At 67.3% G+C, this 24,513-nt stretch carries 22 protein-coding genes; 19 read left to right on the top strand and 3 right to left on the bottom strand.

Annotation, left to right across the window (positions count from 1 at the left end):
• Positions 1 to 177: 177 nt before the first annotated feature.
• The gene (locus ACZ75I_RS15265) at positions 178 to 2,565 is read right to left on the bottom strand and encodes a TonB-dependent receptor plug domain-containing protein (protein ID WP_472958214.1); all 2,388 of its coding nucleotides are present in this window, start codon (positions 2,563 to 2,565) and stop codon (positions 178 to 180) included.
• A gap of 335 nt (positions 2,566 to 2,900) precedes the next feature.
• Between ACZ75I_RS15265 and ACZ75I_RS15260 the strand changes: the two genes are divergently transcribed.
• Complete coding sequence (locus ACZ75I_RS15260) at positions 2,901 to 4,766, top strand: ABC-F family ATP-binding cassette domain-containing protein (protein WP_472958213.1); 1,866 nt, start codon at positions 2,901 to 2,903, stop codon at positions 4,764 to 4,766.
• A 114-nt stretch (positions 4,767 to 4,880) separates the two neighbouring features.
• On the opposite strand, the gene ampR is transcribed toward ACZ75I_RS15260, so the two are convergent.
• Positions 4,881 to 5,744, bottom strand: coding sequence for a LysR family transcriptional regulator AmpR (gene ampR / locus ACZ75I_RS15255; protein WP_088496740.1), 864 nt, complete (start codon positions 5,742 to 5,744; stop codon positions 4,881 to 4,883).
• A 174-nt stretch (positions 5,745 to 5,918) separates the two neighbouring features.
• On the opposite strand from ampR, the gene blaL2 reads away from it, so the two are divergent.
• The 4 genes from blaL2 to ACZ75I_RS15235 all read left to right on the top strand — a co-directional run bounded on the left by blaL2 (position 5,919) and on the right by ACZ75I_RS15235 (position 10,509).
• The gene (gene blaL2, locus ACZ75I_RS15250) at positions 5,919 to 6,833 is read left to right on the top strand and encodes a L2 family extended-spectrum class A beta-lactamase (RefSeq protein ID WP_472958212.1); all 915 of its coding nucleotides are present in this window, start codon (positions 5,919 to 5,921) and stop codon (positions 6,831 to 6,833) included.
• An 84-nt stretch (positions 6,834 to 6,917) separates the two neighbouring features.
• The gene (locus ACZ75I_RS15245; protein WP_472958211.1) at positions 6,918 to 8,147 is read left to right on the top strand and encodes a cation:proton antiporter; all 1,230 of its coding nucleotides are present in this window, start codon (positions 6,918 to 6,920) and stop codon (positions 8,145 to 8,147) included.
• 104 nt (positions 8,148 to 8,251) lie between these two features.
• Positions 8,252 to 9,808 (top strand): ArnT family glycosyltransferase, encoded by a 1,557-nt coding sequence (locus tag ACZ75I_RS15240; RefSeq protein ID WP_472958209.1) that lies wholly within the window; start codon positions 8,252 to 8,254, stop codon positions 9,806 to 9,808.
• Between the two features lie 59 nt (positions 9,809 to 9,867).
• Positions 9,868 to 10,509 (top strand): hypothetical protein, encoded by a 642-nt coding sequence (locus ACZ75I_RS15235; protein ID WP_472958208.1) that lies wholly within the window; start codon positions 9,868 to 9,870, stop codon positions 10,507 to 10,509.
• A 139-nt stretch (positions 10,510 to 10,648) separates the two neighbouring features.
• Here ACZ75I_RS15235 and ACZ75I_RS15230 read toward each other — a convergent pair whose 3' ends face one another.
• Positions 10,649 to 11,392, bottom strand: a complete 744-nt coding sequence (locus tag ACZ75I_RS15230) for a DUF3011 domain-containing protein (RefSeq protein WP_061480407.1) — start codon at positions 11,390 to 11,392, stop codon at positions 10,649 to 10,651.
• Between the two features lie 158 nt (positions 11,393 to 11,550).
• Between ACZ75I_RS15230 and aspS the strand changes: the two genes are divergently transcribed.
• The 14 genes from aspS (at position 11,551) to tolB (ending at position 24,466) form a co-directional block, all read left to right on the top strand.
• A complete protein-coding gene (aspS, locus tag ACZ75I_RS15225; RefSeq protein WP_072167667.1) occupies positions 11,551 to 13,302 on the top strand; it encodes an aspartate--tRNA ligase in 1,752 nt (583 codons plus the stop codon).
• A gap of 16 nt (positions 13,303 to 13,318) precedes the next feature.
• Positions 13,319 to 13,630 carry a hypothetical protein gene (locus ACZ75I_RS15220; RefSeq protein WP_061480409.1) on the top strand — a complete coding sequence of 104 codons (312 nt, stop codon included), beginning with the start codon at positions 13,319 to 13,321 and terminating at the stop codon, positions 13,628 to 13,630.
• Positions 13,631 to 13,661: 31 nt separating this feature from the next.
• Positions 13,662 to 14,183 carry a GNAT family N-acetyltransferase gene (locus ACZ75I_RS15215; RefSeq protein WP_346476847.1) on the top strand — a complete coding sequence of 174 codons (522 nt, stop codon included), beginning with the start codon at positions 13,662 to 13,664 and terminating at the stop codon, positions 14,181 to 14,183.
• Between the two features lie 75 nt (positions 14,184 to 14,258).
• Complete coding sequence (locus ACZ75I_RS15210; protein ID WP_032954421.1) at positions 14,259 to 14,891, top strand: esterase/lipase family protein; 633 nt, start codon at positions 14,259 to 14,261, stop codon at positions 14,889 to 14,891.
• Between the two features lie 176 nt (positions 14,892 to 15,067).
• Positions 15,068 to 15,799, top strand: coding sequence for a YebC/PmpR family DNA-binding transcriptional regulator (locus tag ACZ75I_RS15205; protein WP_005418519.1), 732 nt, complete (start codon positions 15,068 to 15,070; stop codon positions 15,797 to 15,799).
• A gap of 106 nt (positions 15,800 to 15,905) precedes the next feature.
• Positions 15,906 to 16,427: a crossover junction endodeoxyribonuclease RuvC gene (ruvC, locus tag ACZ75I_RS15200; protein ID WP_005418518.1), complete on the top strand. Its 522-nt coding sequence runs from the start codon at positions 15,906 to 15,908 to the stop codon at positions 16,425 to 16,427.
• 13 nt (positions 16,428 to 16,440) lie between these two features.
• Positions 16,441 to 17,034, top strand: a complete 594-nt coding sequence (gene ruvA / locus ACZ75I_RS15195) for a Holliday junction branch migration protein RuvA (protein WP_005418517.1) — start codon at positions 16,441 to 16,443, stop codon at positions 17,032 to 17,034.
• Positions 17,035 to 17,152: 118 nt separating this feature from the next.
• Entirely contained in the window at positions 17,153 to 19,003 is a 1,851-nt protein-coding gene (locus ACZ75I_RS15190) for a potassium transporter Kup (RefSeq protein WP_171953504.1), read from the top strand.
• A 126-nt stretch (positions 19,004 to 19,129) separates the two neighbouring features.
• Entirely contained in the window at positions 19,130 to 20,170 is a 1,041-nt protein-coding gene (gene ruvB, locus ACZ75I_RS15185) for a Holliday junction branch migration DNA helicase RuvB (protein ID WP_180867536.1), read from the top strand.
• Positions 20,160 to 20,591 carry a tol-pal system-associated acyl-CoA thioesterase gene (ybgC, locus tag ACZ75I_RS15180; RefSeq protein ID WP_061480413.1) on the top strand — a complete coding sequence of 144 codons (432 nt, stop codon included), beginning with the start codon at positions 20,160 to 20,162 and terminating at the stop codon, positions 20,589 to 20,591. Before ruvB ends, ybgC begins: the two co-directional genes overlap by 11 nt.
• A gap of 10 nt (positions 20,592 to 20,601) precedes the next feature.
• Positions 20,602 to 21,381, top strand: coding sequence for a protein TolQ (tolQ, locus tag ACZ75I_RS15175; RefSeq protein WP_005410752.1), 780 nt, complete (start codon positions 20,602 to 20,604; stop codon positions 21,379 to 21,381).
• 24 nt (positions 21,382 to 21,405) lie between these two features.
• The gene (gene tolR / locus ACZ75I_RS15170; protein WP_005410751.1) at positions 21,406 to 21,834 is read left to right on the top strand and encodes a protein TolR; all 429 of its coding nucleotides are present in this window, start codon (positions 21,406 to 21,408) and stop codon (positions 21,832 to 21,834) included.
• Positions 21,824 to 22,879, top strand: coding sequence for a cell envelope integrity protein TolA (tolA, locus tag ACZ75I_RS15165; RefSeq protein ID WP_472958203.1), 1,056 nt, complete (start codon positions 21,824 to 21,826; stop codon positions 22,877 to 22,879). The genes tolR and tolA overlap by 11 nt, the downstream gene beginning before the upstream one ends.
• Before the next feature lie 267 nt (positions 22,880 to 23,146).
• Positions 23,147 to 24,466, top strand: coding sequence for a Tol-Pal system beta propeller repeat protein TolB (gene tolB, locus ACZ75I_RS15160; RefSeq protein WP_005418511.1), 1,320 nt, complete (start codon positions 23,147 to 23,149; stop codon positions 24,464 to 24,466).
• The last annotated feature ends 47 nt before the right edge of the window (positions 24,467 to 24,513 follow it).

The following is a 24,513-nucleotide window of genomic DNA, read 5'->3' as shown; positions in this document are numbered from 1 at the left end:
ATTTTCACCGACGAGGCCAGATACGGCAAACCCGCCGTCCACGTGCCGTGGCCGGCGGGCTTGCCCACGCATTTCTCCTCTTCCCCCGCCTTCGGCGCGCCCCTTCAACAAGAAGGGGCTCTCCTCCAGATGCGGCCCGGGGTTGCCGGCCAGCGGCCGGCACTACCAGAGCCTCGCTTACCAGGTGTACTTGATCCGCCCGTACACATACGCGCCGTTGAAGCCGAACGGCGAGTAGTTGCTGTACGGCAGCATGCCGAAGGTGGAGTTCTGCAGGTCTTCGGTGCGGTCCGGGTACTTGTCCAGCAGGTTGTCGGCGCCCACGGTCAGGGTCCAGTTGCTGCTCGGCTTGTAGCTGGCCGAGGCATCCACCACCCAGGCATCGCCGTAGGTCTGGTCGCGCAGCGCGGTGGCCGAGTTGCGCACGGTGAACTTGCCGTAGCGGGTCGCGGCCAGGCCCAGTTCCCAGTGGTCCGAACGCCAGGTGCCGCTCAGGATCGCCTTGTCGCGCGGGTAGCTGTCCTCGATGCGACCGATCTCATCACGGCCGATCAGCGACTGGGTCAGGCCCAGCGTGCCGAACACCGCCGGAGTGCCGCCGACACGGCGCACTTCGGTGTCGTTGTAGCTGTAGGCGGCGGTCAGCTCCAGGCTGCTGGCGCTGAACGGCACGGTATAGCTGGACACGAAGTCGACGCCGCGGGTGCGCGTATCCAGGCCGTTGGTGAAGTACGAGAACGCGGTCACCTGCGGCAGGCCGAGGGTGCCCAGCAGGGCGCTGGTGGCGGCGTTGGTGGTGATGCTGGACGACAGCGCGATGCGGTCATCGATGTCGATCTGGTACGCATCGACGGTGATGTACAGGCGCTCGACCGGCTGCAGTACCAAGCCTAGGCTGTAGGAGGTGGAGGTCTCGGCCTTCAGCGGCGAGGCGCCCAGCGCCTGCGCGGCCGGGCTGGTGGTCGGGAAGGTGCCGCGTTCAACGAACACGCCATTGAGGAACTGGCTGGTGACCGCCTGGTAGCCCTGCTGCGCCAGCGACGGTGCACGGAAGCCGCTGGAGGCGGTGGCACGCAGCGCGACCTTGTCGGTGAACGCATAGCGCGCCGACAGCTTGCCGGAGAAGCGGTCGCCGAAGTCCGAGTAGTCCTCGTAGCGGCCGGTGATGCCGGCCGAGAACTTCTCGGTCAGGTCCGCTTCCAGGCCGGCATAGACGGCGTAGTTGTGGCGGTCGGCATGCACTTCATTGGTCGGAGTGAAGCCGGCGAAGCCCTGCGCGCCGCTGCCGGTGTACGAGTTCAGTTCGCCCGGATTCTGGTCCCACTTCTCCTTGCGGTACTCACCGCCGAAGGACAGCGTGACCGGGTAGGCCAGGCCCCAGTCCAGCGACTTGGTCAGGTCGGCGTTGAAGATGTCCTGCTGGTACTTCAGCGTGCCGTCGTAGAACGAGCGCGGGCTGGTCGCACCGAGGCTGTAGTTGATGCTGTTGCGGGTGTGGAAATCGAGGGTGTTCTCGCCGTGGTTCAGGCTCAGGTCCCAGGTCCAGCCGCTGTCGGTGTTGCCCTTGACCCCGGCCACCAACGAGCGGTCCTTGGAGTACTGGTTGATCTCCGGCACGTAGCCGTCCGGGTAGGTCTGCGCCAGCAGCGCGCTCTGCCCGCTGTGGTTGCGCGAGCGGTAGAACGCGAACGAGGTGATGTCGCGGTTGCTGAGCAGCGCGCTGGCGTAGCCGGTTACGTGGTCGCTGAAATCGAAGCTGGCGTTGGCCGAGGCGGCGGTGGCGCCCACGCGCGGGTCGCCGACGATGAAGGTCTTCTGGCCGATGCTGGGGAAGTTGCCGGTATTCGGCGTGGTGCCGCGGTACGGGCCGGCGCGGTTGCTCTCGTCCTGCTGGCTGATCTGGCCGGCCACGTGCACGCGGCCACGGCCGTTGCCGAACTCGACGCCGGTATCGCCGGAAAGCTGGTACTTGTTGCCGTCGCCGGCGGAGTACTGGCCGTAGTCCACGGCCAGGCTGCCGCCACGGCCGCTGCCCTTGAGCACGATGTTGATGACGCCGGCGATGGCGTCCGAGCCGTACTGCGCCGACGCGCCGTCGCGCAACACTTCCACGCGCTCGATCGCGGCGATCGGGATCGCGTTGATGTCCACCGCCGACGAGCCACGGCCGATGCTGCCGTTGACGTTGATCATCGCCGAGGTGTGGCGCCGCTTGCCGTTGACCAGCACCAGCACCTGGTCCGGCGACAGGCCGCGCAGTTGCGCCGGGCGCACGCCGCTGGTGCCGTCGGTCAGCGCAGGGCGCGGGAAGTTCAGTGAGGGCAGGGCGCGCGACAGTGCGGTGGCCAGTTCACTGGTGCCGGTGGACTGCAGCACTTCAGGGGTGATGATGTCGATCGGCGACTGCGATTCGGCGACGGTGCGGTCGGCCACGCGGGTGCCGGTGACGATCACGGTGTCCAGGGTGTTGGCGGCGGTGCCGGCCTGCTGGGCGGCGGCGACGAACGGAGAGCCACCGAGTGCGACAGCGACGGCGGCGGCGATCAGGCTGGTCTTGCGGGTCATCGGGATGGGGCTCCGGTTGGCGGGGGCGGCACCGGAATCGACATCACGGGGGTGAGGCGGACGGCGGTTGTTGCGGTGCGCAATACAGCAATTAACGGGATATTCAGTGCCTGTCAAATGCCGGTCATCGGAAAAAACGTTGCAGCAGCAACCATTTAGCCCGGACAGGCATCGGCGGGGAGGAGACCCGGGACGCGCGCGGCGAGGACGTGGGAGAGAGGAACGTCGGCCACTGCGCATCCCGGGACGCGTCAAGTATTCGTTAACGCTAGAATTGCGTCGCAGGAACAGTGCTCACCAGCACATTCCATCCGGTTATATGGACCCCTCCCCCGATGATCTCCCTTCGTAATTTCGCCTTGCGCCGCGGCGAGCGGCTGCTGTTGTCCAATGTCGACCTGACCCTGCACGCCGGTTACCGGGTAGGTGTGGTCGGCCGCAACGGTGCTGGCAAATCCAGCCTGTTCGCGGCGGTGAAGGGCGAACTGGAGGCCGACAAGGGTGACGTCGACCTGCCCGGCAAGGTCCGTATCGCCAGCGTGGCCCAGGAAACTCCGTCGCTGCCGGACCCGGCGCTGAGCTTCGTGCTGGGCGGCGATACCGAGGTGGCCGCGGTGCTGGCCGAAGAGGCCGCGGCAACCGCCCGCGAAGACTGGGAGGCGGTGGCCAACGCACACACGAAGATGGCCGAGATGGGCGCCTACGACGCCGAAGCGCGCGCCGGCAAGCTGCTGCACGGGCTCGGCTTCCCGGCCGAGACGCACCACCGCGCGGTGTCCTCGTTCTCCGGTGGCTGGCGCGTGCGCCTGAACCTGGCCCGTGCGCTGATGATGCCCAGCGACCTGCTGCTGCTCGACGAACCGACCAACCACCTGGACCTGGACGCGGTGTACTGGCTGGAACAGTGGCTGCTGAAGTACCCAGGCACCTTGTTGCTGATCTCGCATGACCGCGAGTTCCTCGACAACGTGGCCACCCATACCCTGCACCTGCACGGCGGCGGCGCCAAGCTCTACCCGGGCGGCTACACCGATTTCGAGCGCCAGCGCGCCGAACAGCTGCGCCAGCAGCAGATCGCGCACGAGAAGGAGCAGGCCGAGCGCGCCCACCTGCAGAGTTTCATCGACCGCTTCAAGGCGCAGGCGAGCAAGGCCGCGCAGGCGCAGAGCCGCATGAAGCGCCTGGCCAAGCTGGCCGGCACCGAAGCGGTGCGTGCCGAACGCGAGTTCCGCATCGAGTTCGCGCCGCCGGCCAAGCTGCCGTTCTCGCTGATCCGCCTGAACCACGTCGAGGCCGGCTACGGCAAGGATGCGGTGATCCTGCACAACGTCGGCTTCGGCCTGGAAGCGGGCCAGCGCATTGGCCTGCTCGGCCCCAACGGCGCCGGCAAGACCACCCTGGTGAAGACCCTGGTGGGTGAACTGGCGCCGATCGTCGGTGAGCGCATGGCGCACCCGGACCTGAAGATCGGCTACTTCGCCCAGCACACGGTGGAGTCGCTGCACGAAGGCCAGTCGCCGATGGAGCACTTCCGCGAGATTGCCCCGGATGCGCCGAACCAGTCGTTCCGCGATTTCCTTGGCAAGTGGAATTTCCCGGGCGACCGCGCGTTCGAGCCGGTCGATGGTTTCTCCGGTGGCGAGCGCGCACGCCTGGCGCTGGCGCTGATCGCCTGGCAGCAGCCGAACGTGCTGCTGCTGGACGAACCGACCAACCACCTTGACCTGGAAATGCGCGAAGCGCTGGCCGAAGCACTGGCCACCTTCGAAGGCGCGATCGTGATGGTCTCGCATGACCGCCACCTGATCGGCCTGGTCTGCGATACCTACTGGCGCGTGGCCGATGGCGTGGTCGAGCCGTTCGACGGTGACCTGGATGCATACGCCGCGTGGCTGCGCACCCGTCCGCAGGCGCAGGGCACGAAGGCCCGTATGGAGCAGGTGGAAGAGCCGGTGGTGGTCAAGACCGCCCCGGTGGCACAGGTGGTGCAGAAAAAGCCGGTGAACCCGCACAAGCTGGCCGCGGCCGAAGCCAAGGTGGCCGAGCTGGAGGGTGCGCTGGCCGAACTGGATCGCCAGCTGGCCGATCCGGCCAACTATGCCGATGCCAGCCGCATGGCCGTGCTCGGCCGCGATCGGGAAACCGCCGCCGCGCAGCTGGAAAAGGCTGAAGCGGCGTGGATGGAGCTGCTGGAGTCGTAATCGGTAGTGCCGGCCGCTGGCCAGCTGCCTCTTCTGTAGAGCCGAGCCATGCTCGGCTTATGCGCGCAGCGCGGGTTCGCACATGAATCAGCCGAGCGTAGGCTCGGCGCTACATCATGCCTGCGCCTGCAGCCACTCGCGGAACCGCTTCGCCGGCTCGCGCTCGGCGCGCGAGCGTAGCCGCGTCAGCCAGTAGCGGCCCAGCTCCAGCGTGGTGCCGAACGGCTGCAGCAGGCGGCCTTCGGCCAGTTCCTGCTCGAACATGCGCAGCGGCAGCAAGGCCACGCCGGCCCCTCCGGCGGCGGCCATCGCCACCGTCAGCGAGGAATCGAACACCGGCCCACGCGCTTCCACGCCGCTGACGCCGGCCGCCTGCAGCCAGCGCGGCCATTCGTCGCTGCGATAAGAACGCAACAACGGCAGCGTGGCCAGGTCGCGCGGCTGCTTCAGCCGCCGCGCCAATGCCGGGGCGCACAGCGGCGCGAAGGGCGCATCGAGGATCGCCGTGCAGGCCTGGCCCTGCCAGTCGCCATCACCGAAGCGGATGGCCAGATCCAGCCCTTCGCCGGCCAGGTCGATGCGGTTGTTGTGGGTCTGCAGGCGCAGCTCGATGTCCGGATGCGCGGCCTCGAATGCGGCCAGCCGTGGCAGCAGCCAGCCGGTGGCGAAGGTACCGACCACGCCCAGCGTCAGCACTTCACGGGCCGGCCCGCCGGTGTAGCGCGCGATGCTGGCCGAGATGCGTTCGAACGATTCGTTGAGCACCGGATACAGCGCTGCGCCTTCATCGGTCAGCGCCACGCCGCGCGGCAGGCGATGGAACAGGCGGATGCCGAGCCGGTCTTCCAGGCCCCGGATCTGGTGGCTCAGCGCCGCCTGGCTGACACACAGCTCCAGCGCGGCACGGGTGAAGTTCTGATGGCGGGCGGCGGCTTCAAAAGCACGCAGCGCGTTCAGTGGCAGGGTCGGGTGCAGCATCGGAAAGCCGTGAGCCATGGTGATGGCTGATCCTACCGTTCAATAAGGAATTTCGTAAATCTCAACAAGTTGGTTACGACAGGCATGAGTTCAACTTATGGCTTGCCTTGATTTTTCGCGCTGGTCGGCTGCAGGGGAAGCGCCAATAATCGAGCGGTCACCAGGAGAACCCCTATGCTCGCCCGTCGCCGATTCCTGCAGTTCAGTGGTGCTGCCGTTGCTTCCTCGCTGCTTGCCCCGGCGTTGGCGCGAGCTGTTTCCCCATCGTCCGGCATATCCGCCGCGAACGCCGCCATTGCCGACGCCGCCGATTTCGCCGCGCTGGAGAAAGCCAGCGGTGGCCGTCTGGGCGTCACCGTGCTGAACACCGGTAACGGCCGTCGCATCGGCGGACATCGTCAGGACGAGCGCTTCCCGATGTGCAGCACGTTCAAGTCGATGCTGGTTGCCCATGTGCTGAGCCTTGCCGATGCAGGCCGCGTTTCGCTCGACACACGTGTGCCCATCGCCGAAAAGGATCTGCTGTCCTACGCCCCGGTGGCGCGCCGCCATGTGGGCAAGGACCTGACGGTGCGCGACCTGTGCCGGGGCACGCTGACCACCAGCGACAACACGGCGGCCAACCTGCTGCTGGAGGTGGTGGGCGGGCCGTCGGCGCTGACGGCATTCCTGCGCGGGCAGGGCGACAGCGTTACCCGCAATGACCGCAACGAGCCGGACGTGAATCTGTTCGCGAAGGGAGACCCGCGCGATACCACCAGCCCGGCCGCGATGGCCACCAGCTTGGCCCGCTTCGCGGTGGGCAATGGCCTGCAGCCGGCATCGCGCCAGCAGTTCACTGATTGGCTCATCGACAACCAGACCGGCGATGCCTGCCTGCGCGCCGGGCTGGGCAAGCGCTGGCGGGTGGGGGACAAGACCGGCAGCAACGGTGATGACACGCGCAACGACATCGCCGTGCTGTGGCCGCATGCGGGCGGCGCAGTGTGGGTGGTCACCGCCTATCTGCAGGGCGCGTCGGTCGATGACGACCAGCGCGCAGCGGTGCTTGCACGGGTGGGGGCGCTGGCCGACGCGATGATCGGATGAGGTAACCGGGGTCATTCGAAAACGGCTTGCCGTATCGGTTCAGCGCGCGCATCCTGCGCGCGTTCCAACCCCACGGAAGACCCCATGAGCCATGAACTGATCTACCTGTTGCTGATCTTCGCGCTGCTGGTGATCCCACGCGCGTTGCAGCGTTTCAGCCTGCCTGCCCCGTTGACCTGCCTGCTGTTTGGCATCATCGCCATGCTCTGGCTGGGGGATCAGGCACATGATGCGGTGATCGGACTGCTGGCCACCCTGGGCATTTCCTCGCTGTTCCTGTTCGCCGGCCTGGAAGTGGATCTGCAGGCGCTGCGCCGGGGCATGTGGCCGCTGTTGGCACATCTGGTGATCCGTACCGGCACGCTGTTCGGCGTCGGCTGGTTGGCCTGGCGTTACGCAGGATTGCCGTGGCAGGCCGCCGGGCTGCTGGCGTTGGCGCTGCTGACGCCCTCGACCGGTTTCATCATGGACTCGCTGTCGCGGCTGGGCCTGAGCGAGGACGAACGGTTCTGGGTGACCAGCAAGGCCATTGCCGGTGAGCTGCTGGCGCTGGCTGCCTTGTTCATCGTGCTGCAGGCGGGCGATCCGGGCCACATGGCGCTGTCCAGCCTGGCGCTGCTGGCGATGATGGTCGGCCTGCCGCTGCTGTTCATCGCGCTGGGCCGCTGGGTGGCGCCGCACGCGCCGGGCTCGGAGTTCTCGCTGCTGGTGATGGTCGGCATGGTGGCGGCCTACATCACCTACCTGCTGGGCGTGTATTACCTGGTGGGCGCGTTCATCGCCGGCCTGGTCGCGCGCCTGCTGCACCAGCGCATGCCGCTGCTGGCCTCGCACGAGAACCTGCACGCGCTGCGCCTGTTCGCCTCGTTCTTCGTGCCGTTCTACTTCTTCAACGCGGGCACCAAGGTGCCCAGCGAAGCGTTGAGCTTCGAGGCGCTGGGGCTGGGCATCGTGATCACTCTGGTGGTGCTGCCGCTGCGCATCGGCGTGGTCTGGCTGCAGCGCCGGGTGATGTTCGGCGAGAGCTTCCGCAGCAGCCTGCGCGTCTCGCTGGCGCTGGCTCCGACCCTGATCTTCACCCTGGTGCTGGCGGCGATCATGCGCGAGCGTTTCCAGATTCCGGCGGTGCTGTTCGGCGCGCTGCTGCTGTACGCCGCACTGACCACGCTGCTGCCGTCGCTGGTGTTCCGCACGCCGTTCGACGTCGATCCGGTGGAGCAGGAACCGGCGGGCGAGGGCGAGGCCGCACCGGTAGCGGCCACCGAGGTCAGCCACGCCGAGCCGCCGAAGGCGCCGCTGCCACCGCAGGTCTGAGCCGCAGACGCGTGCAGCGGCTTGCACTCCCGCGTGCCAACACAGACACTGCGCGCCCGTGAAGCGCGCCCTGTCGTGGGCGGCCACAGCCAGGAGCAACAGGCGTGACCCAGGAAAGCAACCCAGACCGCAGCCTGTTGCCGGGCAAGATCCTGTTGTGGTTCTCGGCGGTCGCGCTGCTGGTCCTGCTGGGCTGCAGCTGGTCGATGCCCCCGGTCGATGCCTCCGGTTTCCGGCAGACACAGACTGCTCTGTCGATCGACTGGTTGCTGCGCGGCGGTCCCTGGCTGGACTACGTGACCCCGGTGCTGGGCGCGCCTTGGTCGATCCCGTTCGAGTTCCCGTTCTACCAGTGGTTGGCGGCGTTGCTGTCCAGCGTCACCGGCATGAGTGCCGACAACAGCGGGCGGCTGGTCTCCACCGTCTTCCATGCCGGCTGCATCTGGCTGGTCTACCGCACGCTGCTGGCATGGCGCCCTGATCGCACGCTGGCGCTGTGCGTGGCCGGCGCCTTCGCCGTTTCACCGTACGCGCAGTTCTGGGGGCGCTCGGTGATGATGGAATCCAGCGCGGTGTTCTTTGGCCTGCTCTTTGTCTGGGCGATGGCACGCCTGCGCAGCCAGCCGCGCGCGTGGGTGGGCCTGGTTGCCGTCGTCGCGGCGGTGCTGTCGGCGGCCATCAAGGTGACTTCGTTCTTCGGCTTTGCCGCGTTCGTTGCACTGGCCTTCCTGTGGCTGGCCCTGCGCGAGCACGGCTGGCGCCCGCGGTGGCTGCAGCAGCATTGGCAGCTGCTGTTCTGGGGTGGCCTGTCCGCGCTTGCCGTGCTGGCCACGCTCAGCCTGTGGTTGCAGCATGCCGATGCGCTGAAGGCGCAGTCGGCGCTGGGCCGGCAGATCACCTCCGATGCTCTGTCCACCTGGAATTACGGCACCCTGCAGCAGCGCCTGGATCCCGCTACCTGGTGGGGCACGGTGTTCAAGAAGCGCTTCTCCGGTGCGATCGGCTCCAACTGGATCTTCCTGATCTTCGTCATCGCCGGGCTGTGGCAGAAGCGCACGCGCTCGGCGGTGGGTGTCCTGCTGCTGGCCTACCTGGCGCCGTTCCTGGTCTTCACCAACCTGCACATCGCCCATCCCTACTACCAGGCGGCCAATATCGTGTTCGCCACGTCGATCATCGGCCTGGTGCTGTGGTCGACGGTGCTGGCGGCCGAAGCGGCGGGCAAGCCGCGCCGTGGCGTTGCGCTGGCGATCTTCCTGTGCGTGCTGTCGGTGGGCTTTGGCCTGGTGAAGTCGCTGAAGGACATCAAGGAGGCACGCGAGCCGACACCGGTTTCGCAGATCGCCGAGGCCATCCGGACCGGCACCCCGGCGCAGGGTGTGGTGGTCGCGTTCGGTCAGGACTGGTCCTCCGAGCTGCCGTATTTCTCCGGCCGCCGCGCGGTGATGATTCCGGACTGGGCATCGGACGACGTGCTCGCATCGCTGGCTGCAGATGACGCAGCACTGGGGGGATTGCCGCTGGCCGCACTGGTCAACTGCCCCAGCCAGGTGGGCAGCAGCCCCGAGCGCGAGCAGTGGCAGGCGGAGATCATCCGCCGCTATGCCGCCGGTGGCCAGAAGCAGGACGTCGGCGGTTGCGAGGTCTGGTTGCACCGATGAGGTGACGTGGCCGGTGCGCAAGGTTTGCGCGCACCGGCCCGGGTCGTTAGGGTTGGGGCATGAGACTGCCTGCCGTTGTTGCCGCTTCCGCCCTCCTGCTCAGCCTCGCTGCCTGCTCGCAGCGTTCCGATACGGTCGCCCATGATCTGGCGACCGCACCGGCCGATGCCTTCATGGCGGCCATCGCCGCGCATTGCGGCCAGGCCTATGAAGGCCGGGTGGTGGAGGACACGCCGGCGCCGACCGGCAAGGACCCGTTCGCCGGGCAGCGCCTGGTCATGCATGTGCGCGGCTGTGCCGACCCCGCCCATGAACTGCGGATTCCCTTCCATGTGGGGGATGACCATTCGCGCACCTGGGTGCTGACCCGTACCGAAAATGGCCTGCGGCTGAAGCACGACCATCGCCACCCGGATGGCAGCGCGGATGCGATCACCCTCTATGGCGGCGACAGCACGCCACCGGGCACCGCCGAGCGGCAGCAGTTCCCGGCCGACTCCGATTCGGTGGCGATGTTCCGTCGTGCCGACATGCTGGCCTCTACGCACAACACCTGGGCGATGGAGATCGACCCGGACCAGACCTTCGTCTACGAGCTGGCCCGCCCGGACGGCCGCCGCTTCCGCGTGAAGTTCGACCTGAGCAAGCCGGTCGATCTGCCGCCGCCGCCGTGGGGTGACGACAAAGCGCCCGCACCGTGATCGCGGGGTCGGATGCCTCCTGTGGAGCGCTCCGACCCCGGAAAGGCCCCCCGACCGAGTAGATCCGCGCCATGCGTGGATGCGGGAGACCTGGTCGGGTCAGAGCCCCGGCCGCTGGCCAGGGATCCGACCCCTCAACTCAACGCGTACCGAAGCGCGCCCGGCAACCGTTGCTCACCCACACCTGGCCCCGTGAGTAGCCCCAGCTGCGGCCCTCCTGGCAGGCGCTGCCGGACAGCTGCTGCTGCAGCACCGGCCGGCCCTGGCGCTCATCCCAGTCGCAGTTCTGCGTGCGGTTGTTGTTGCTGCTGCAGGTGATGGAGTAGTTGCTGTTGCCGCCGCCCCAGCCACCGCCCCCGCCACCCCAGCCGCGAGCTTCGGCGAATTCGGCGCGGCAGCCGTTGCTGACCCACACCGCGCCATTGCGCACCCCCCAGGTACGGCCTTCGTCGCAGGGGCTGCCGGACAGCTGGCGGACCAGGCGGGCATTGCGCCAGCCGACCGGGCAGCTGCGTTCGCGATTGTTCTGGCTCTCACAGCGGATGGTCTCGCCGGGCCGGCCGTTGTTGCCGCCCCAGCCACCGCCGTTGCCGCCGCCCCAGCCACCACGGGCCTCGACGAATTCGGCGCGGCAGCCATTGCTGACCCAGATGCTGCCATTGCGGCTGCCCCAGGTGCGGCCCTCGTCGCAGGCGCTGCCGGACAGCTGGCGGACCAGCTGCGCATTGCGCCAGCCTGTATTGCACACGCGTTCTCGATTGTTCTGGCTCTCGCAACGGATCACCCCGCTTTGCGCGGCGGCCGGGGCGGAGGGCAGGGCGAGCGTGGCGATGGTGCCCAGGCTCAGGGTCACGGCCAGGCGGGCCAGGGACAGCGGATTCATGGCGGCATCCCATACGGTGGCAGGTGCCTGACTATAGGGAGGGGGATGATCAAGCCGGTGTGACTGGCCGGATTTGCCCCGGCCGGGGCCTCGGCCGCAGAATACGAGGCTTTCCGGCCCCCATCCGGTGCCGGCGTTCTCCAGCGGAGCTTCCCCCCATGCGTACCCACTTCTGCGGCCTGGTCGATGAGACCCTGATTGGCCAGACTGTCACCCTCGCCGGCTGGACCGACGTGGCCCGTAACCAGGGCGGCGTCTGCTTCATCGATCTCCGCGATCATGAAGGCATCGTGCAGGTGACCGTGGAGGTCGACAACGCCGAAGTGTTCGCCGTGGCCGCTTCGCTGGGCTACGAGGACGTGCTTCAGGTGGAGGGCGTCGTGCGCGCCCGCCACGCGGTGAACGACAAGATGCGCACCGGCAAGGTGGAAGTGATCGCCACCGCCATCACCGTGCTGAACAAGGCTGCGCCGCTGCCGTTCCACGCCCACGAGAACCCGGGCGAGGAAACCCGCCTGAAGTACCGCTACCTGGACCTGCGCCGTCCGGAAATGCAGCGCATGCAGCGCACCCGCATCAAGCTGGTACAGGCCCTGCGCCGCCACCTGGACGAGAAGGGCTTCCAGGACATCGAGACCCCGATCCTGACCAAGGCCACCCCGGAAGGCGCCCGCGACTTCCTGGTGCCGGCGCGCATGCACCCGGGCGAGTTCTACGCCCTGCCGCAGAGCCCGCAGCTGTTCAAGCAGATCCTGATGGTGGCCGGCTTCGACCGTTACTACCAGATCGCGCGCTGCTTCCGCGACGAAGCACTGCGTGCCGACCGCCAGCTGGAGTTCACCCAGCTGGACATGGAATTCGCCTTCGTGCGCGAGCGCGACGTGCAGGACTTCGTCGAAGACATGATCCGCGCCATCTTCAAGGAAGTGGTCGACGTCCAGCTGGATGCCAGCTTCCCGCGCATGACCTGGGCCGAGGCGATGCGCCGCTACGGTTCGGACAAGCCGGACCTGCGCATCGCGCTGGAGCTGGTCGACGTGGCTGAACTGGTCAAGGACAGCGGGTTCGCAGTGTTCACCGGCCCGGCCAACGATGCCGAAGGCCGCGTCGCCGCGCTGCGCATCCCGGGCGGTGCAGCGCTGAGCCGCAAGCAGATCGACGAGTACGCCGCGCACGCCGCCAAGTACGGCGCTAAGGGCCTGGCCTACATCAAGATCGCCGACAACGGCGAAGTCAGCTCGCCGATCCAGAAGTTCTTCAGCGAGGCTTCCTTCGCTGCGCTGGTCGCCCATGTTGGCGCCGGCAACGGCGACATCGTGTTCTTCGGTGCCGGTGGCTACAACAAGGTCTCCGACTTCATGGGTGCACTGCGCCTGAAGGCCGGCAAGGACTTCGGCCTGATCGCCGATGGCTGGGCGCCGCTGTGGGTCACCGACTTCCCGATGTTCGAATGGGACGAGGAAGAACAGCGCTACGTCGCCCTGCATCACCCCTTCACCGCACCGGCCGTGGACGACATCGCCGACCTGCGCGCCAACGCCCGTACCGCCGTCTCGCGCGGCTACGACATGGTGCTCAACGGCAATGAAATCGGCGGCGGTTCGATCCGTATCCACCGTCCGGACATGCAGAGCGCAGTGTTCGAGCTGCTCGGCATCGGCGCCGAAGAGGCCCGCGCCAAGTTCGGATTCCTGCTCGACGCGCTGAACTACGGCGCGCCGCCGCACGGTGGCATCGCCTTCGGCATCGACCGCATCGCCGCGCTGATGGCCGGCACCGAGTCGATCCGCGACGTCATCCCGTTCCCGAAGACCACCGGTGCACAGGATCTGATGACCGACGCGCCGTCGCCGATCGTCGACGCGCAGCTGGCCGAAGTGCACATCCAGGTTCGCCCCAAGACCAACTGATCAGGAGATCCAGGCAATGACCGAGTTTGCGTTTTCGCTGGAGTGGGAAAAGCTGGGCAATGAAGGCTCCGAGGCCAACCTGGTCACCGAGCGTGCACGCGTGTTCGGTGGTTGGCTGGTCCGCGTCGGTACCAACCCGGCGGCGATGGCCCTGACCTTCGTCGCCGACGGCGAAGGCCGTTGGGACGGTGAAGACTTCGGCGTCGAGGATTACGAGGACGACGAAGAGGAAGAGTACGAAGAGGACGAGGAAGAAGAGGACGAGGACGAAGAGGAGTACGAGGAAGAGGACGAGGAAGAAGAAGCGGAGTCGCCTGAAAAGGCTTGACCCCCGCTTCGCCCTGGCGTCAACTTCCTGCATGTATTCGATCCGCCGCGCCACTGTGGACGACGCGCCGACCCTGTCGGCGCTGGCCGCCCGCACGTTCACCGAAACCTTCGGCCATCTGTACCCGCCGCAGGACCTGCAGGCCTTCCTGGAGGAGGCCTACACGGTCGAGCGCCAGCGCGTGATCCTGGCCCACCCCGATTACGCGGTGTGGCTGCTGGAACTGGATGGGGAGGCGGTCGGCCATGCCGCCGCCGGCCCCTGTGGCCTGCCGCATCCGGATGTGAAACCCGGTGACGGCGAACTCAAGCGCCTGTACCTGATCAAGGCGCAGCAGAGCTGCGGCTGGGGCAGCCGCCTGCTGGAAACCGCGCTGACCTGGCTGGAGCGCGAAGGCCCGCGCACGCTGTGGCTGGGTGTGTGGTCGGAGAACTTCGGCGCGCAACGCTTCTACGCGCGCTATGGTTTCGAGAAGGCCGGCGAGTACCTGTTCCCGGTCGGCAATACCAACGATCTTGAATTCATCCTGCGCCGCGCACCGCGCGCGGCCTGACGTTCACCGCCGCTTGCTGCGCGCGCGTGTTCAATCACCTCACGTTCCTGCCCCGCTGACCGCCAGGCTGTTTGCATGACTCCCCCCGTATTGCTGCTGCATGGCATCTGGAATGCCCGCGCCTGGGTCGGGCCGCTGGCCTGGCGCCTGCGCGCGCGTGGTTTCCAGGTGCACGCGTTCGGTTACTCCTCGGTGTTCGGTGGTCCCGACGTGGCGGTGCCCCAGCTGCTGGAACGGTTGGCCGATGCCGGGCCGTTGTCGCTGGTCGGCCACAGCCTGGGAGGGTTGCTGGCGCTGGAAGCGCTGCGGCGCAATCCGCAGCTGCCGGTGCAGCGGGTGGTCTGCCTGGGTTCACCGCTGCGCGGCAGTGGCACCGCACGCTCGTTGTCCGAGCATGGCTGGGGCCTGGCGCTGGGACGCAGCAGCGAGCTGCTACTCGATGGCCTGCCGGACTGGCAGGGTAGGGCCGAGGTTGGCCTGATCGCCGGCTCGGTGCCGCATGGTCTGGGCAGCTTGTTGGGTGCCATCGACGATGCCTCCGACGGCACCGTGGCACTGGCCGAGACCCGGCTGCCGGGCCTGGCCGACCATTGCGTGGTCCGCACCAGCCACAGCGGCCTGGTGGTGTCGCCAGACGCCGCGCGGCAGACCGCGCATTTCCTGCGTCATGGCAAGTTCGACCACAGCCGCGACGCGGCGGCAGCATAGGGGCAGGGGAGGCAGGGCCGCCCTGTGGAGCCGAGCCCATGCTCGGCTGCATTCCGTCGGGCCCATTGGGCCGAGCATGGGCTCGGCTCTACAACAATACGGGCCTAGACACGGTTGCAGCGCCCGATCAGGTAGAATCCGCGCCTTGATCCTGAAGCAGCCAGACGGTAGCACCCATGGGTAGAGGCCCCTCCATCGAAGCCCGCAAGAACGCGTCCGACGCGAAGCGCGGCAAGATTTTCACCAAGATCATCCGCGAGATCGGCGTTGCCGCGCGCGGCGGTGGAGGCGACCCCAACAACAACCCGCGCCTGCGCGTGGCCGTGGACAAGGGCCTGGCCGTGAACATGTCCAAGGACGTGATCGAGCGTGCCATCAAGAAGGCGACCGGTGAGCTGGAAGGCGTCGACTACGAGGAAGTCCGCTACGAGGGCTACGCCCCGGGTGGCGTGGCCGTGATCGTTGACTGCCTGACCGACAACCGCGTACGCACCGTGGCCGATGTCCGCCATGCGTTCAGCAAGTGCGGTGGCAACATGGGCACCGAGGGCTCGGTGGCCTTCATGTTCAAGCGCCTGGGCGTGCTCAGCTTCGCCGCAGGGGCCGACGAGGAAGCCATCACCGAAGCGGCCATTGAAGCCGGTGCCGATGACATCGTGGTCTACCCCGATGACGGCTCGATCGATGTGGTCACCAGCCCTGACGCGTTCAACGCGGTGAAGGATGCGATGGCCGCCGCCGGCCATGTCGCCGACCACGCCGAGATCACCTTCCGCGCGGACAACGACATCAAGGTTGAAGGCGACGTCGCCCTGCAGGTCAAGAAGCTGCTGGACATGCTCGAAGACCTGGACGACGTGCAGGACGTGTATTCCAACGCCGAACTCGGCGCCGACGCCTACGCCTGAGCCGTCCTCGACGGCCTGGGCGCGGGCCGTTGAACGGTCACTGCGGACAGTCATGAGCCCCCTACGCCTGCCAGCGCATCCCGTTCCGCCCCGCCAGGAGTGCAGCATGACCCGCATCCTCGGCATCGACCCCGGTTCGCAGCGGACCGGGGTCGGCATCATCGATGTCGACGCCGCCGGCCGCGTCACCTACGTGCACCACCAGCCACTGGTGCTGCTGGGCGCCGACGACTTCCCGCAGCGCATGAAGCTGCTGGTGCTGGGCCTGGCCGACCTGTGCCGCGAGTACCAGCCGCAGGAAGTGGCCATTGAAAAGGTGTTCATGGCCCGCAATCCCGATTCGGCGCTGAAGCTGGGCCAGGCCCGGGGCGCGGCGATCTCGGCCGTGGTGCTGCGCGACCTGCCGGTGCACGAATACGCCGCCAGCGAGATCAAGCTCGCCGTGGTTGGCCGTGGTGGCGCCGAAAAGCAACAGGTTCAACACATGGTCGGGCTCATGCTCAACCTGAAAACCAAGCTGCAGGCCGACGCGGCCGACGCGTTGGCGGTGGCGATCACCCATGCCCACGTACGGGCAACGGCCAACCGCCTGGGGCTCAGTGCCCGCCAGGCGTGGGGCCGCAAATGAGGAGCTGCACGCAATGATCGGTCGACTGCGCGGCATCGTCGCCTACAAGGCGCCGCCGTGGCTGGTGGTGGACGTGAACGGGGTGGGCTACGAACTGGAGGCGCCGATGAGCACCTTCTACGACCTGCCTGAGCTCGGCCGCGAGGTCACGCTGTACACCCACTACGCGCAGAAGGAAGACAGCGTTTCGCTGTACGGCTTCCTGCGCGAGGGTGAGCGGCGCTTGTTCCGCGACGTGCAGAAGGTCAGTGGCATCGGCGCGAAGATCGCGCTGGCGGTGCTGTCCGGCGTTTCCGTCGAGGAGTTCGCGCGCATGGTCCAGGCCGGTGACATCACCGCGCTGACCCGCATCCCCGGCATCGGCAAGAAGACTGCCGAGCGCATGGTGCTGGAACTGCGTGACCGCGCCGCCCAGTTCGGCGCCGGCGGCGCGCTGCCCACCGGCAGCGGCCCAGCCCCGGCCGACCCGCTGTCCGATGCCACCGTGGCCCTGCAGCAGCTGGGCTACAAGCCGGCCGAAGCGGCACGCATGGCCCGCGACGCCTTCAATGAAGGCGACGAGGTAGCCACCGTGATCCGCAAGGCGCTGCAGTCGGCGCTGCGCTGAGCCGCGTCCCTTTCCTTCAACGAACCGCCTGAGCATCGCCAGGAGTCCCATGTCCAGCAGTCAAACCCCGCACGCAGCTGCCTCCGGCAGCCACGGTCACGCCCCTCCAGCAGGAGGCATGGCGCTGATCATCGGTGCGATCGGCGTGGTGTTCGGCGATATCGGTACCAGCCCGCTGTACACGCTGAAGGAGGCGTTCTCGCCGCACTACGGGCTCAACAGTGACCACGACACCGTGCTGGGCGTGCTGTCGCTGGCGTTCTGGGCGCTGAACATCGTGGTCACGCTGAAGTACGTGACCATCATCATGCGCGCCGACAACGACGGCGAGGGCGGCATCATGGCGCTGATGGCGTTGACCCAGCGCACGCTGCGCAACGGCTCGCGCTCGGCCTACGTGGTCGGCATCCTCGGCATTTTCGGTGCGTCGCTGTTCTTCGGTGACGGCGTGATCACCCCGGCGATATCGGTGCTGGGTGCGGTGGAAGGCCTGGAGGTGGCCGCGCCGGGCCTGCATGCCTTCATCGTGCCGATCACGGTGGTGGTGCTGTTGATGGTGTTTGCGGCGCAGCGCTTCGGTACCGAGAAGATCGGCAAGGCCTTCGGCCCCATCACATCGGTCTGGTTCATCTCGCTGGCGGCGATCGGCATCTACAACATCGTCGATGCGCCGGAAGTGCTCAAGGCATTCAACCCGTGGTGGGCGATCCGCTTCTTCATGGAGCACAGCTGGCATGGGATCTTCATCCTCGGCGCAGTGGTGCTGGCGGTGACCGGTGGCGAGGCGCTTTACGCCGACATGGGCCACTTCGGTGCCAAGCCGATCCGACACGCCTGGTACTTCTTCGTGCTGCCGTGCCTGGTGCTGAACTACCTGGGGCAGGGCGCACTGGTGCTCAACCACCCCGAGGCGCTGAAGAACCCGTTCTTCGAGGCAGTGCCGTCGTGGGCGCTGTACCCGATGATCATCCTGGCCACGATGGCGGCGGTGATCGCGTCCCAGTCGGTCATCACCGGCGCGTTCTCGGTCTCGCGTCAGGCGATGCAACTGGGCTACATCCCGCGCATGCGCATCAAGCACACCTCGCACGACACCATCGGCCAGATCTACATCCCGGGCATCAACTGGGGCATCGCGGTGATGGTGATCGGCCTGGTGCTGGCCTTCCGCAGCTCGTCCAACCTGGCGGTGGCCTACGGCATCTCGGTGTCGGCCACCATGCTGATCGACACCCTGCTGCTGGCCCTGGTGGCCCGTTCGCTGTGGCCGAAGGCGCGCGCCTGGCTGCTGCCGCTGTGCGTGGTGTTCTTCATCATCGACCTCGGCTTCGTCATCGCCAACGGTGCCAAGCTGCTGCAGGGCGCCTGGTTCCCGGTGGTGCTGGGCATCTTCCTGTTCACCATGATGCGCACGTGGCGCCGTGGCCGCGAGCTGCTGCGCGATGAGATCCGCAAGGACGGCATCCGCCTGGATACCTTCCTGCCGGGCCTGATGCTGGCACCGCCGGTACGCGTGCCGGGCACCGCGGTATTCCTCACCGCCGACCCGACCGTCGCCCCGCATGCGCTGATGCACAACCTCAAGCACAACAAGGTGCTGCACGAGCGCAACGTGTTTCTGCACGTGGAGACCCTGCCGATCCCGTATGCGATGGAAGGGCAGCGGCTGAAAATCGAATCGGTGGGCGACGAGTTCTACCGCGTCTATGTGCGCTTCGGCTTCATGGAAACCCCGGACGTGCCGCTGGCGCTGATGCGCTCGTGTGACCACGGTGGCATCTACTTCGACCCGATGGACACCACCTTCTTCGCCAGCCGCGAAACCATCGTGGCCACCGCCAACCGCGGCATGCCGATCTGGCGCGACAAGCTGTTCGCGCTGATGCATCGGAATGCCGCGCCGGCCACGGGCTTCTTCCGTATTCCCGGCAACCGCCTGGTCGAACTCGGGGCCCAGGTCGAGATCTGAGGTCTGGTAGTGCCGGCCGCTGGCCGGCATCCGCCGCACCACCGGTGTTCATGGGGTTGCCGGCCAGCGGCCGGCACTACCGTGCTTCCGGCCCCGGAATGCAACCATTTACCGCATAATCACGGTATGACCGACGACCGCATCATCGGCGCCGGCGCCACCCGCGAGGATGACGCCGCCGACGCCAGCATCCGCCCCAAGCGCCTGGCCGACTATCTTGGCCAGGCCCCGGTGCGCGAGCAGATGGAGATCTACATCCAGGCGGCCAAGGGGCGTGGCGACGCGCTCGACCACGTACTGATCTTCGGGCCGCCCGGCCTGGGCAAGACCACGCTCAGCCACGTCATCGCCAACGAACTGGGCGTGGCCCTGCGGGTGACCTCCGGCCCGGTGATCGAGAAGGCCGGCGACCTCGCCGCACTGCTGACCAACCTGCAGCCGCACGACGTGCTGTTCGTGGACGAGATCCACCGCCTGTCGCCGGTGGTCGAGGAAGTGCTGTACCCGGCGATGGAAGACTTCCAGATCGACATCATGATCGGTGAGGGCCCCGCGGCCCGTTCGATCAAGATCGACCTGCCGCCGTTCACCCTGATCGGTGCCACCACCCGCGCCGGCCTGCTGACCGCGCCGCTGCGCGACCGCTTCGGCATCGTCCAGCGGCTGGAGTTCTACAGCGTCGAGGAGCTGACCCGGATCGTGCGCCGTTCGGCCACCATCCTCGGCATCGACTGCACCCCCGACGGCGCCGGCGAGATCGCGCGGCGCGCACGCGGCACCCCGCGTATCGCCAACCGGCTGCTGCGCCGCGTGCGCGACTACGCGCAGGTGAAGGCGGGCGGCCACATCGACGAGGCCGTGGCGCAGGCCGCGATGAAGATGCTCAAGGTTGATCCGGAAGGCTTCGACGAGCTCGACCGGCGCCTGCTCAAGACCCTGGTCGACTACTTCGATGGCGGCCCGGTCGGCATCGAGTCGCTGGCCGCGGCGCTGTCCGAGGAACGCGGCACGCTGGAAGACGTGGTCGAGCCGTACCTGATCCAGCAGGGCTTCCTGGTGCGCACCGCGCGCGGCCGCATGGCCACCCACAAGGCCTACCGGCACATGGGCCTGAAGCCGAAGAACCCGCCGCAGGACCTGTTCGCGGAGGTTCCCGATGTCGGTTGAGCCACTATTCAGTTGGCCGACACGCATTTACTGGGAAGATACCGACGCAGGCGGCGTGGTCTACCACGCCCGCTACGTGGCCTTCATGGAACGGGCCCGGACCGAATGGATGCGTGCGCTCGGCTACGGCCAGGAGCGCATGCGCGCCGAGCATGGGATGGTCTTCGCGGTGCGCTCGATGCAGATGGATTTCATCAGGCCGGCACGGCTGGATGACACCCTGCAGGTGAGCGCCCGCCTGGTCCAGCTGAAGAAGGCCAGCATGGTTTTCGACCAGCAGATCCTGCGCGACGGCGAGCTGCTGCTGTCGGCCCGGGTCCGCATCGCCGCACTGGAAGCGGCCAGTTTCCGTCCGCGTGGCATGGACGAGGCCGTCCTTGCCATGCTGCAACCCCACCTCCACCCCGAATCCGAACACTGAGGAACAACGGATGATCGCAACGCTCCTGGCCCTGCAGGCCACGGTCACCGAGGCACTGCCGGCCGACGTCAGCAACGCCGCGACACAGACCCTTGCCCAGGCCACCACCGGCGGCGGCATCAACTACCTCGAACTGATGGCCAAGGCCAGCCTGCCGGTGAAGATCATCGTGCTGCTGCTGCTGGTCGGCTCGTTCGTCAGCTGGGTGATCATTTTCCGCAAGGCCCGCGTGTTCAAGCAGGCCACCCGCGAAGCCGACGAGTTCGAGAACCGCTTCTGGTCCGGCGCCGACCTGGGCAAGCTGTACAGCGCCGCCACCGACCGCAGCCGCAGCGTGACCGGCCTGGAAGCCATCTTCGAAGCTGGTTTCCGCGAGTACACCCGCCTGCGCGACAAGCGCCGCCTGGATGGCCGTGCGCAGCTGGAAGGCGCGCAGCGTGCCATGCGCACCACCTACACCCGCGAAGTGGACCAGCTTGAGCGTAACCTGGAACTGCTGGCCAACATCGGTTCGACTGCCCCGTATGTGGGCCTGGTCGGTACCGTGTTCGGCATCATGGTGACCATGCACGACATGATCAGCAGCGGTGCGCAGGCCGGTATCGCCGCCGTCGCGCCAGGCATCTCCGAAGCCCTGTTCGCCACCGCCATCGGCCTGTTCGTGGCGATCCCGGCGGTGTGGGCCTACAACCGCTTCACCACCCGCGTGGAGCGCATGTCGGTGCGGTTCGAGACCTTCGCCGAAGAGTTCAGCTCCATCCTGCAGCGCCAGAGCGCTGGCGACGAGTAAGCGCCTGACCCGGGAGTCCAAGCCATGTCCGCTGCCATCGGTCGCCGCAAGCGCCGCAAGCTGAAATCGGAAATCAACGTCGTCCCCTACATCGACGTTATGCTGGTGCTGCTGATCATCTTCATGGTCACCGCGCCGCTGCTCACCCTGAGCTTCGACGTCGACCTGCCGCAATCCAACGCCAAGGCGCTGGAAAGCAAGCAGGACCCGGTGATCGTCTCGGTGCGCCAGGACGGCCAGCTCAGCCTGAAGCTGCCCGACGCCAAGGAACCGACCGCCGTGTCGGCCGAGGAACTGGAGGGCCGCCTGGCCGGCATCGCCGCCCAGGACAAGGGCGTGCGCGTGATCGTCGCCGCCGACCGTGCCGTGGCCTATGAAAAGGTCATCGCCGCGATGGATGTGATCAAGCGCGCCAAGGTAGACAAGGTAGGCCTGGCCACCGATGCACGCTGACGCCCTGCCACCTCCGCAGCAGCGCGAACCCGGCTGGGGCCTGCCCCTGGCGCTGGCGTTGCTGGTGCACCTGCTGGTCGCGCTGGTCTTCATCGTGGCCTGGTTCTGGTCGCCCGAGCGCAACACCGACGCCGCCGCCGGTGATCCGTCGGTGGAGGCCAGCCTGGCGCTGTCCGCGTCCGAGGCGTCCGCCGCCCGCCAGGCCCTGCGCCAGTCCGAAAAGCTGGAGGACCTGCCGCCGCCGGTGGCCGAGCCGGTTCCGGTGCCGGAAGACACCATTCCGCCGCCACAGCCGATTCCCGAGCCGCGCCCACAGGACGCCCCCACGCCACAGCAGCAACAGGCACAGGAGCGTGTCGCGCAGCCGGATACCAAGGACCAGGAAGCGGTCAGCGCGTTGGCCATCTCGCAGGAGAAGGCCAGGCAGGAGCAGGAAGCCAAGCGCCGCCAGGAGCAGATCGACCTGACCGAACGCAAGCGCCAGGAAGAGGCCGAGCAGAAGCTGCGCCTGGCCAAGCAGCAGGAAGAAGACGCGAAGAAGAAGCTGGCCGATCAGGCGCGTCAGGCCGCGGACAAGGCCGAGGCCGAGAAGCAGAAGAAGATCGCCGAGATCCGCGCCCGCCGCGAACAGGCCGAAAAGGAAGCCAAGCTGGCTGAGCAGAAGCTGCGCCAGGTCGCCGCCGCGCGCAATGCCGCGGGCAGTGCCGCCGCCGGTGCCAGCGGTGCATCCCAGCCGGCCGCCGGTGGCGGTGGCAAAAGCGATGATCTTTCGGCCAAGTACGCCGCGGCGATCCAGGCCAAGGTGCTGTCGCAGTGGGTGCGGCCGGACACGGTGCCGCTGGGCCAGCGCTGCCAGATCACCATCACCCAGATTCCGGGTGGCACGGTGATGCAGGCCAAGGTCAGCCCGAACTGCCCGTACGACGAGGCCGGCAAGCGTTCGATCGAGGCCGCCGTGCTCAACGCGCAGCCGCTGCCGTACCGTGGCTTCGAGTCGGTGTTCGCACGCACGCTCAACTTCACGTTTACTGCCCAGGATCGCTGAGGCGGCGGGCCGGGGCGGCTCTCGAGCCACCCGCGCCCACGGTTGTCGCGCTTGCCTCGACCGGGCAGGCTGTGGGCTGCTGTCGAACACCGTCCTCCGGGGCGGCGTGACCGGGGCAGACGGTGCGATGTTAGCCACGACGTTAACGGTGCGTGAGAAGACGGGCTGGAACTGACCCGGAATTCACGTACCCTTGGTTCATGATTGCGAAGCGGTTCACTCCCGCTTTGTTATCCCTCGTTCCGGTTTCCCCTTATTGAGCGCTCCATGAAAAAGATGCCTCGCTGGCTTGCCGTGTTTGCGGCCCTGTTGCTGCCCTTTGCTGCCGTCGCGCAGCAGAAGGGGCTGGATATCGACATCATCGGCGGCAATGCCTCCGCGCTGCCGATCACCATCGTGCCGATGCCCTATCAGGGTTCGTCGGCCGCTCCGCAGACCGACGTCGCTGGCGTGGTCCGTGCCGATCTGGAGCGTTCGGGCCAGTTCCGCACGCTGCCGGAAGCGCAGATCGTCGAGAAGCCCGTGCGGGGGGGGGATATCCAGTTCGCGACCTGGCGCGCGCTGAAGCAGAACTACATCGTGGTCGGCCGCGTGCTTGATGCCGGTGCGGGTGCCTACCGCGTCGAGTACGAACTGTTCGACGTGCCCAAGGGCGAGCGCCTGCTGGGCCTGGCGATGACCGCCCGTGGCAACGCCATGCGCGACGTTGCCCACCAGATGGCCGACGCCATCTACGAAAAGATTACCGGTGTGCGCGGCGCCTTCTGGACCCGCATCGCCTACGTGACCGCCAGTGGCAAGGGCGACGCCATGCGCTACGCGCTGATGGTGGCCGATTCCGATGGCTTCAACCCGCAGACCATCGTGCGCTCGGCCGAGCCGCTGCTGTCGCCGTCGTGGAGTCCGGATGGCAGCAAGCTGGCCTACGTCAGCTTCGAGCGTGGCAATTCGGCCATCTACATCCAGAACATCGGCACCGGTGCACGCGAGCTGGTCACCAGCTTCCGCGGCATCAACAGCGCCCCGGCGTTCTCGCCGGACGGCCGCAAGCTGGCCCTGACCCTGTCGCGCTCCGGTAACCCGGAAATCTACGTGATGGACCTGGGCAGCAAGCAGCTGACCCAGCTGACCAACCACTTCGCCATCGATACCGAGCCGACCTGGGCACCGGACGGCAGCGCGGTGTACTTCACCTCCGATCGCGGCGGCCGTCCGCAGGTCTACAAGGTCGGTGCCGGCGGCGGCAGCGCCGAGCGCGTGACCTTCCAGGGCAACTACAATGCCAAGCCGTCGGTGTCCTACGATGGCAAGAAGATCGCCGTCGCCCAGGGCTCGGGCAACAGCTACAAGATCGCGATGATGGACAGTTCGCTGGGGTCGCCCCGCTGGAGCACGCTGTCTCCGGGTTCGCTGGATGAATCGCCGAGCTTTGCGCCCAACGCAAGCATGGTGCTGTACGCCGCCCGCGAAGGTGGCCGTGGTGTGTTGTATGCCGTTTCGGCCGATGCGCGGGTTCGCCAGCGCCTGGTTCTGGCTGACGGTGATGTGCGCGAACCGGCATGGTCCCCATACCGTACCCAGCGCTAAAAGAGTGTTAATATTTTCGTTGTCTTGAACCCCTCATCGGCTTAGGA

The sequence above is a fragment of the Stenotrophomonas sp. X genome (genome assembly GCF_055721025.1).
This window is presented reverse-complemented; position numbering and strand designations above follow the sequence as displayed.